Annotated in this window: 5 protein-coding genes; 2 read left to right on the plus strand and 3 right to left on the minus strand. The window is 38.1% G+C overall.

The features are described from left to right. The first annotated feature begins 149 nt into the window (after window positions 1-149). Window positions 150-1,394 (plus strand): phosphoglycerate dehydrogenase, encoded by a 1,245-nt coding sequence (gene serA, locus A1OE_RS03900; RefSeq protein ID WP_015089145.1) that lies wholly within the window; start codon window positions 150-152, stop codon window positions 1,392-1,394. A 408-nt stretch (window positions 1,395-1,802) separates the two neighbouring features. Here serA and A1OE_RS03905 read toward each other — a convergent pair whose 3' ends face one another. The 3 genes from A1OE_RS03905 to A1OE_RS03915 all read right to left on the minus strand — a co-directional run bounded on the left by A1OE_RS03905 (window position 1,803) and on the right by A1OE_RS03915 (window position 6,906). Then, on the minus strand, window positions 1,803-2,615 hold the full coding sequence (locus A1OE_RS03905) for a TatD family hydrolase (RefSeq protein WP_015089146.1): 813 nt from the start codon (window positions 2,613-2,615) through the stop codon (window positions 1,803-1,805). Beyond that, on the minus strand, window positions 2,608-4,161 hold the full coding sequence (metG, locus tag A1OE_RS03910; protein ID WP_015089147.1) for a methionine--tRNA ligase: 1,554 nt from the start codon (window positions 4,159-4,161) through the stop codon (window positions 2,608-2,610). Before metG ends, A1OE_RS03905 begins: the two co-directional genes overlap by 8 nt. A gap of 552 nt (window positions 4,162-4,713) precedes the next feature. Further along, a complete protein-coding gene (locus tag A1OE_RS03915; protein WP_202802552.1) occupies window positions 4,714-6,906 on the minus strand; it encodes a primosomal protein N' in 2,193 nt (730 codons plus the stop codon). A 214-nt stretch (window positions 6,907-7,120) separates the two neighbouring features. Here A1OE_RS03915 and fsa point away from each other — a divergent pair, with 214 nt between their 5' ends. Next, window positions 7,121-7,807: a fructose-6-phosphate aldolase gene (gene fsa, locus A1OE_RS03920; protein ID WP_015089150.1), complete on the plus strand. Its 687-nt coding sequence runs from the start codon at window positions 7,121-7,123 to the stop codon at window positions 7,805-7,807. Window positions 7,808-8,562 lie beyond the last annotated feature (755 nt).

The raw sequence follows: 8,562 nt of genomic DNA on the forward strand, positions 1-8,562 counted from the left end.
ACTTCAAGGTAAAATAATGTAGAAATAAAATACCCAAAAGCTTAGAATAATGTCAGTAATTAATCTGCAATTAACCCAAACTTTAACGAATATGTTTTCAATATTATATGCTAAGTGGTTCTTAGCAAGACGAATAGAGTAAATCTACGATGTCTAAAGAATTATCACGTCCTAAAAATCAAATTCGTATACTTTTGTTGGAGAACATTGCTCCTAGTGCTCGCAATGTTCTCCTTAATGCTGGCTACACTAATGTTCATGAAATATACAGTGCATTAGACCAAGCTGCCTTAATTGAGGCAATTAAGGGAGTGCATATGCTTGGTATCCGTTCGCGCTCACAACTTACAGAGCAAGTGCTTAAAGCTGCAAGCACGTTAGTAGCAGTTGGCTGTTTCTCAGTTGGTACCAACCAAGTAGACTTACCGACAGCTTCCGCGTTAGGAATCCCGGTATTTAATGCACCATTCTCCAACACACGCTCAGTGGCCGAACTAACGATAGCTGAAATCGTTATGCTCATGCGCGGTACTTTCAAGAAATCAATTAACGCCCACAAAGGCTGCTGGCTTAAAACTGCTATTGGCTCACGTGAAGTGCGGGGTAAAACTTTAGGCATAGTCGGCTATGGCAATATAGGTACTCAACTGGCTGCGTTAGCTGAATCAATGGGTATGCGGGTGATTTATTTTGACCGCTTTAACAAGCTCAGTCACGGCAATGCAGAACCTTCTAAAACTATCGATGAACTATTAGCCAAAGCTGACGTAGTTTCCCTGCACTTACCAGAACAATCAGACACTAAAGGCTTGTTCACTGAAGCACGGATTCGCGCTATGAAACAGGGCGCATTCTTAATTAATAATGCTCGCGGTAGTTTGGTAGATATTGATGCCCTGGTTAACGCCCTAAAAGATGGCCATTTATCCGGAGCTGCTGTAGATGTTTTTCCAAACGAACCAAAATCAAACAAAGATCTTTTCGAAAGCCAGTTGCGTGGTATAGAAACTGCAATTCTTACTCCGCATGTGGGTGGATCAACAGAAGAAGCACAGGAGTGTATCGGTGAAGAAGTTGCGCGAAAGTTTGTCGAATATTCTGATGTTGGTTCGACAACAGGTGCAGTAAATTTTCCTGAGGTGCAGTTGCCAAAGGGTACTTTGGTCACACGATTTATTCAGGTTCAGCGCAATGAGCCCGGCGAACTTGGACGGCTTAACGATTTATTTGCTCGTCATGGGCTAAACATCGTCTCTCAGCACTATCAGTCAGATGGACATATTGGATATGTCGTATTAGATGTTTGTGGTGCAGTACCAAATTGTGTAGATATTTTAAAAGAAATACGGCAATTAACTGGTACTATCCGCGCTAGGCTATTAAATAGAGTTTAATTATCTCACAAATTACAATGCAAAAGTTTATAAAAGCACACTAAAAATTACTTAACGTAGCATATTTTAAAAGAATCCTTGATCTGCTAAGGTATATTGATTAGTTTTATATTCTATGAATAGCTTAGATTGAGTATCGCTTTTTTCAGCTATAGATTAGCAATAAAAACATGTTAACTTGACAATGCTCAATGTTAGCATTTAAAATCGTATCATTATATAATGCAAAAATTATTTAATACTCTACATCTTTTGATGTTATGTATTAGAGTTTTTTACATTGGTACATGTAATCAATAGCATTGTTTTATATTTTAATTTTTAAGCATACTCCATAACAGTACAAGGTCACGGTGATCGTATCAGCAAAGTTATAATCAAAAAAAACATTTATTTTATCTTAGTTATTTAAACTGCTTTATAAGCAGGAACCTTGTTGAATAAATGTAAAAAATTCTGTGTAGTAATTAGCGCACTTTCCTCTTCTCTTATTCCCTTAGCCTCAGCCAATGCTTTATTTATATGTACGATGTAAGCTGGTTCATTACGCTTACCGCGATTTGGTGATGGACTAATAAATGGGGCATCAGTCTCTATCAATAGACGATTAATAGGTAAATTGGCAACTATATCACGAAGATAATGAGATTTCTTGAATGTTATAATGCCAGATAACGAGAGATATAGGCCAATATCAAGCATCCGCATTGCCATATCATGAGGACCAGAGAAACAGTGTATAACACCACTAAATGACTTATTGGCGTATTCTTTCTCTAGTATTGTTGCAGTCTCCTCGTAAGAATTTCTAGTATGGATGATAATTGGCATACCAGTTTCTTGTGCAGCTGTAATATGCGCATGAAAACTGTCAACTTGCTTATCCCTAGGAATGTTACTATGGAAATAATCTAGACCGCACTCACCAATAGCTACGACCTTGTTACAGCTATAAGCTAGAGCAACAATTTTCTTCGTTGAGATACTAGTATCTTCAAATATTTGACTCGGATGAGAGCCAACTGAACAATATACATGCGAGAAATTCTCAGCAACATTACGAACACTAGTAAAGCAACTCATCCTCGTGCAAACCGTTAACATATGAATTACTCCGGAGCGTCTTGCTCTATCAATAACACTTTCTAGATCTGGCTTAAAATCATCAAAATCTAAGTGACAATGGCTATCACTTAATATTGGAACAGCTAACTTAGTCAATATCTAAGACACCCCTAGGCTCAACCCAACGAGGGAAAATACTTTCTGGTTTTGGAAGTCGTGTACCAGGAACTAAACGGCACTTTGTGGCTAATTGGTTAAAGCTACGAGCATTAACTGGAACTGCAAGCTGATCTAGCATCTTTGCGCACGATGTCGGCATTATCGGCTGTAATAGCACTGCTATATATCGGATAGTTTCGACAAGAGTATAAAGAACGGTAGCCATTCGCTCATAATCACTCTTGCGCAATGCCCAAGGGGCGTGATCGTCTACATATTTATTAGCATACTTAATTACATAAAAAATCTCTTCCAAGCCTTTGTGAAAGGCTTGATTATCAAAATGTCTACGCACGACTACAAGCAAAGCATTTGCGGAAGCTAAAAGTGCTATATCCTCGGAAGTAAATTTACCAGGGATCGGAACAGTGGACGCAAAGTTTTTTGCAACCATAGACAATACCCGCTGTATTAGGTTGCCAATGTCGTTAGATAAGTCTGAAGTCATACGTTTAATAATAGATGGCTCTAAGAAGTGACCATCACTACCGAATGGTACGTCACGCATCAAATAATATCGCACCGGGTCAAGTCCGTAAGTTCTTATTAAAGCGATTGGATCAATTACGTTGCCAATTGATTTAGAAATCTTTTTTCCATCATTAGTCCACCAACCATGAGCAAAAACCCTTTTTGGTGGCTCAAGCCCAGCTCCCATTAGAAATGCTGGCCAATAAACAGCATGAAAACGCAAGATATCTTTGCCAATTATGTGTAAATCAGCTGGCCAGTATTGAGTATATTTGCTAGTAACTTTAGGAAAATCGACAGCAGTTATGTAGTTGGTTAATGCATCAAGCCATACATACATAACGTGTTTTTCATCGTCAGGTACTGGTATTCCCCATTTAAAGTTAGTTCTACTGATTGACAAATCCCTTAGCCCCCCTTTGACGAATCCAATAACCTCGTTTCTACGACTTTCGGGAGCAATAAAATTTGGATTTGCTTCGTAAAATGCTAAAAGTTTCTCTTGCCAACGTGACAAGTCAAAAAAGTAAGAAGGATTTTTCACCCTTTCTACTATAGCACCAGTTGGTGCAATATGCTGACCAGCAAGATTTTTTACATCAGCTTCACTGTAAAAGGTTTCGTCATTAATTGAGTACCATCCTTCATAATAATCTAAATAAATATGACCATTATTTCTAAGCAAGCACCAAAGACTCTGGGCAGCTGCTATATGGCGCGTCTCAGTTGTACGAATAAAATCGTCCTGACTAAAGCCCATCAAACAAGCCAAATCCCAAAAATTTTGGCTGACTATGTTAGTAAAACTTTGTGGATCTAAGTCCGCTGCTAAAGACGCTTTTTCTACTTTCTGCCCATGTTCATCGGTACCAGTTACAAACATCACGTCATAGCCGTCAAGACGCTTAAAGCGAGCCATAACGTCACAAGCTAAGCTTGTATAAGCATGGCCAATATGCGGCTTATCGTTTACATAATAAATAGGTGTAGTAATGTAGTAGGTGGGGCTCATTAGCCAAGCCTCCGTTAGCGAAACAAGTAACGGCTCAACGTACCTAAAATATTGCCAACTTAGACCAAGAAGCTTTAATTTACTATTAACCTAAATAGTTTAGGTAAAATTAATTACAGACTTTGTACCTAAAGTTATTGCATAAGAACATTTCTTCACATAAGCGTGGAAAAAAATCCTTAGAATGAACATAATTGTGCTACAAATTGTATCTAGCAAAATAATGGTTGAACAATGACTAAAAAGCCTAAAAATTCGCTATCTACAATATACTATGTAGATGCATTCACGAATAACATACACTATTAGCTTAGCAGCTAATAGTGTATGTTTCAATCTAAATTTTAGATAAAGCATTTTTCTAAAATTTAGAGCTTAGGCACTATACGAGAAATATTGTAAAATTAAAGAACTAGAGTAAAATGATAATAATTACTATCTATGCTAAGAGCTCACCTAAAAAAACAAAAAATTTCTATACTAAACAACAAACATTTAAATAATTTTTAAATACTAGCTGGATTGTTATGTAAGCGAATTCAATAAACTCCCTCATATAAAACTATAAGGATCAACATCAACTTGAATTCGTACAGAACTTTGTGGTTTGATCAGTGCAAGCCAATGCCGCAATACCTTTTGAATATTTATCTTGCGGTCAGCTCGAAGGATAAATCTGCGTCGATGGTAGCAACGACGAACAGTAATTGGCGCTGGAATTGGTCCCAGGATTACTACTCCATCTAGCTTTGGCATTGCTTTGGCAACAACTTGAGTTACCTCATCAACTTGCTTGATGTTAAGTGATGAAATCACGAGCGCTGCTAGCTTGCCGTACGGCGGCATACCGGATGCTTTCCTCTGATTAATTTCAAAGCGTAAGAAAGATTCTCTATCGTCGAATGCCAATGCCTGCATCACTGGGTTTTCTGGTGCTAAAGTTTGAACAAATACCCTACCAGCATGGCCTGTTCGGCTAACATGACTGACTGCTTGATGTAAAAGTTGATGGGTTCTCTCATATGCCCGAGGATCACATCCTGTTAGCCCCAAATCAGCATCTACTACTCCAACCAAAGTTAAATAAGGGAAAGTGTACCCTTTGAATATTGCTTGAGTACCAATGACGACATGAACTTTTTTTGACTGCACCGAACTTACTAACTCAGCTGTATTATGTAGCCCTTTTATCGTATCAGAAGAGGCAATTTGCAACTTAACGTCTGGAAATCGGCGAAAAACTTCATCAGCCAAGCGTTCTACACCTGGACCGCTAAAGATAAAGCTATTTCTAGTACTGCACAAATTACAGTATTGTGGTAATGAAGTAAAAAAACCGCAATGATGACACATCAGTTGACCAAGCATCTGGTGCATTACAAGCCAAGCAGTACATTTCGAACACTTCAAACGATTGCCGCAATTATAGCATAAAGTCAGCGGTGCATAGCCACGACGATTGAGAAACAACATTAACTGTTCCCCTTTATTCAAGGTACTTTGCATCGCTTCGACTAATGGTTGAGAGAGAAAATTTCCACGATCTAGCTTGTACTTACGTAAGTCAATTAAAGATACTTTAGGTTTAGCTACAGCAGCAAAAGATGAAGATAAATGAATTGCAGTGTAGCGACCTTGACGAACGTTTTCTACAGTCTCAAGACTCAGGGTAGCACTAACAAGAACGATGGGTATCCCTTCCAAGCGTGCACGAACTACGGCCATATCACGAGCATGATAAGCAACCCCATCATCCTGCTTGTAATATGATTCGTGCTCCTCATCGACAACAATTAATCCAAGTTTATTAAAGGGTAAAAATAAAGCTGAACGAGCTCCAAATAATACTCGTACAGATCCTTGTGCAACTGCACGCCACGTATCGCGGCGCACTCTAGCTTGTAAGGCTGAATGCCAAATTGCTGGCTTTGCAGCAAAACGATCTGTAAATCGTTCTAACCATTCAGCAGATAACGTGATTTCTGGCAATAACACCAACGCCTGCTTACCGGCAGCTAAAGTTGCAGCAATTGCTCTAAAATAGACTTCAGTTTTACCTGAGCCCGTAATACCATCTACTGCTGTCACAGAAAATCTGTTAGAATTTATTCTATGACTTAGAATCTCAACAGCATCCTGTTGCTCTCTATTGAGCATTGGCCCTTCTCGGCTAGTATCCGGGATATCAAATATCGGATGCTGAATTTCCTTACTATAATTCAAGATACCGCTTTTAACCATACTCTTAATTACTCTTGAACCTACTACAGCCCTGCCAAGCAAGTTCTTTTGATCAAGAACTGTACAATTATTTAACACCGACAATACTCGGCGACGAGCATTAGTTAGGCGCGTTGGGCATATCCAATTTTCTTTAGGATTAAGCGTATAAAACATTATTGACTTTGGCGGATCAAATGCCGATGGTGTACTGAGTACCATGCGTAATACGCTACCACGCGGAGCAAGGGTCCAAGCTGCAGTCCATTCTATCAAATTAATCAAATTTTTAGGTAAGCGTAATAAGTCAAACCGCCTGATTATCCATCGCAATCTTTCCAAATCCGCATTACCTTTGCTGTTTAGGGTAATGACTACTCCAAGCAAACGCCTGCGAGCAAAAGGAACTTCAACCAAATCTCCGCGATCCAGCTCTAGCATTGGGTTAGCTTTATAATAGTAGCCTTTATCTAAAGGCAAAGGCAACAAAACACTCACAACAGAGAATGGATTATTTAAAGGCAACAAACTATGCATAATAGGCTTTTATTTTAGTGGACTTTCAGTCCACTGCTAGTTTATTGAAATATCAATACGAAGATAGCTTGAGGAATAACCTAATCTTCTTGTTGTAAATATAAATGCCTATAGTCTATAGCTAAATAGGCATAGGGTTAAAATATTTTGTCTTAGCTATTTTTTAAGACTCCGCTTAATTATTGATACGGAGATCAACACAATGAAATTATTTATAGATACTGTCGATCTCTCAGAGATTCGCGACCTTAACGCAACCGGTTTAATAGATGGTGTTACTACCAATCCATCGCTAATAGCTAAATCTGCTCGACCGATTTTCGAAGTAATTGCTGAGATTTGTGATGTAGTTGCTGGCCCAGTATCCGTTGAAGTTACCGCAAAAGACCATGAAGGAATGATGCGGGAGGGACGTTATTTGCTAGGAATTGCCAATAACATCACAATTAAAGTTCCGCTAACAATTGATGGATTAAAAACTTGTCGAGCGCTTGCTGACGATGGTGTAGCAGTTAACGTAACCTTATGTTTTTCTCCTGCTCAAGCGTTACTAGCTGCAAAAGCTGGTGCCGCTTTCATCTCCCCATTCGTTGGTCGCATGGAGGATATTGGCGCTGAAGGCATGGTAATGATCAAAGCGATCATTGATATCTACAATGCTTACAACTTTGATACTAAAATCTTAGTTGCTTCTGTGCGCGGTCCACATCACGTGGTAGAAGCTGCGAAAATGGGCGCTGATATCTCCACACTACCTCCTGCAGTGCTGCGTGCTATGTACAAACACCCGCTGACTGACAATGGCTTAGAAAGATTTATGGCTGACTGGGCAAATACTGGCCAATCAATTCTCTCATCAAAAAAAGATATCAATGATCATAAAATATAAATTTTACACTCCTAACATCGCTAATAACTATAATTTTTTTGTTGCAAATTGTTGAACAGATTACTTTCATACTAAAGTGTGCTTATCTAGCTTTATAAGCAGCAAAATTACCGCAAAAAAACCAATTATTATTTGCAATCTATGCCTTTAGCTTTGCGACGAGGCAAAACTTTTAAAATTCGTCATAAGTCATAAATAATTGCTGAATTAGATGATATAATGACACCTTATGCGCTTAAATTCTAGCAATTTTAAGGCGACTTTATATCGTATTTGAATCGTCCATTTTACTTTTAAAAGCTACTAATTTTATTAGGCTGATAATCGTAACTCTCTGAATTTACAGTGGATCCTTCTGTTGTTTAGGCTTGATATAACTTATTTGTCATTAATATACCGCATATACAGCTAATTGCTTAGTCTGATCTTGTTTAGCTTAGTCTGATCTTGTTTAATGGATAGAGATAACAAATATCTGTTTGTGAAGTATCTATTGACTAAATGCATTGCATTCATACGAATGATTAAGTAATATTAGCAAGGTACAACGTGTCATTAAAATCATCATAAATTACTCTTATACATCATAGCCAAATTAACATTGCGATCAAAAATATTCTTAATTACAAGTCTATAAGCCAAAATATGATTGAATTACTGATTTTTAAGGCATTCGGTATCTAGTATCAAATGACTTAAAATCATAAGCAGTAGATATCGACATTGATGATAAGTTTCATTACCTTAAAAATAGA

It is taken from the genome of Candidatus Endolissoclinum faulkneri L2, assembly GCF_000319385.1.
In the GTDB taxonomy this organism is placed as follows: domain Bacteria; phylum Pseudomonadota; class Alphaproteobacteria; order Thalassobaculales; family Thalassobaculaceae; genus Thalassobaculum; species Thalassobaculum faulkneri.

Excerpts from the sequence above, each read along its gene's own strand:
- serA (WP_015089145.1), top strand. The coding sequence starts at position 150 with ATGTCTAAAGAATTATCACGTCCTAAAAATCAAATTCGTATACTTTTG.
- metG (WP_015089147.1), bottom strand. The coding sequence starts at position 4,161 with ATGAGCCCCACCTACTACATTACTACACCTATTTATTATGTAAACGAT.
- fsa (WP_015089150.1), top strand. The coding sequence starts at position 7,121 with ATGAAATTATTTATAGATACTGTCGATCTCTCAGAGATTCGCGACCTT.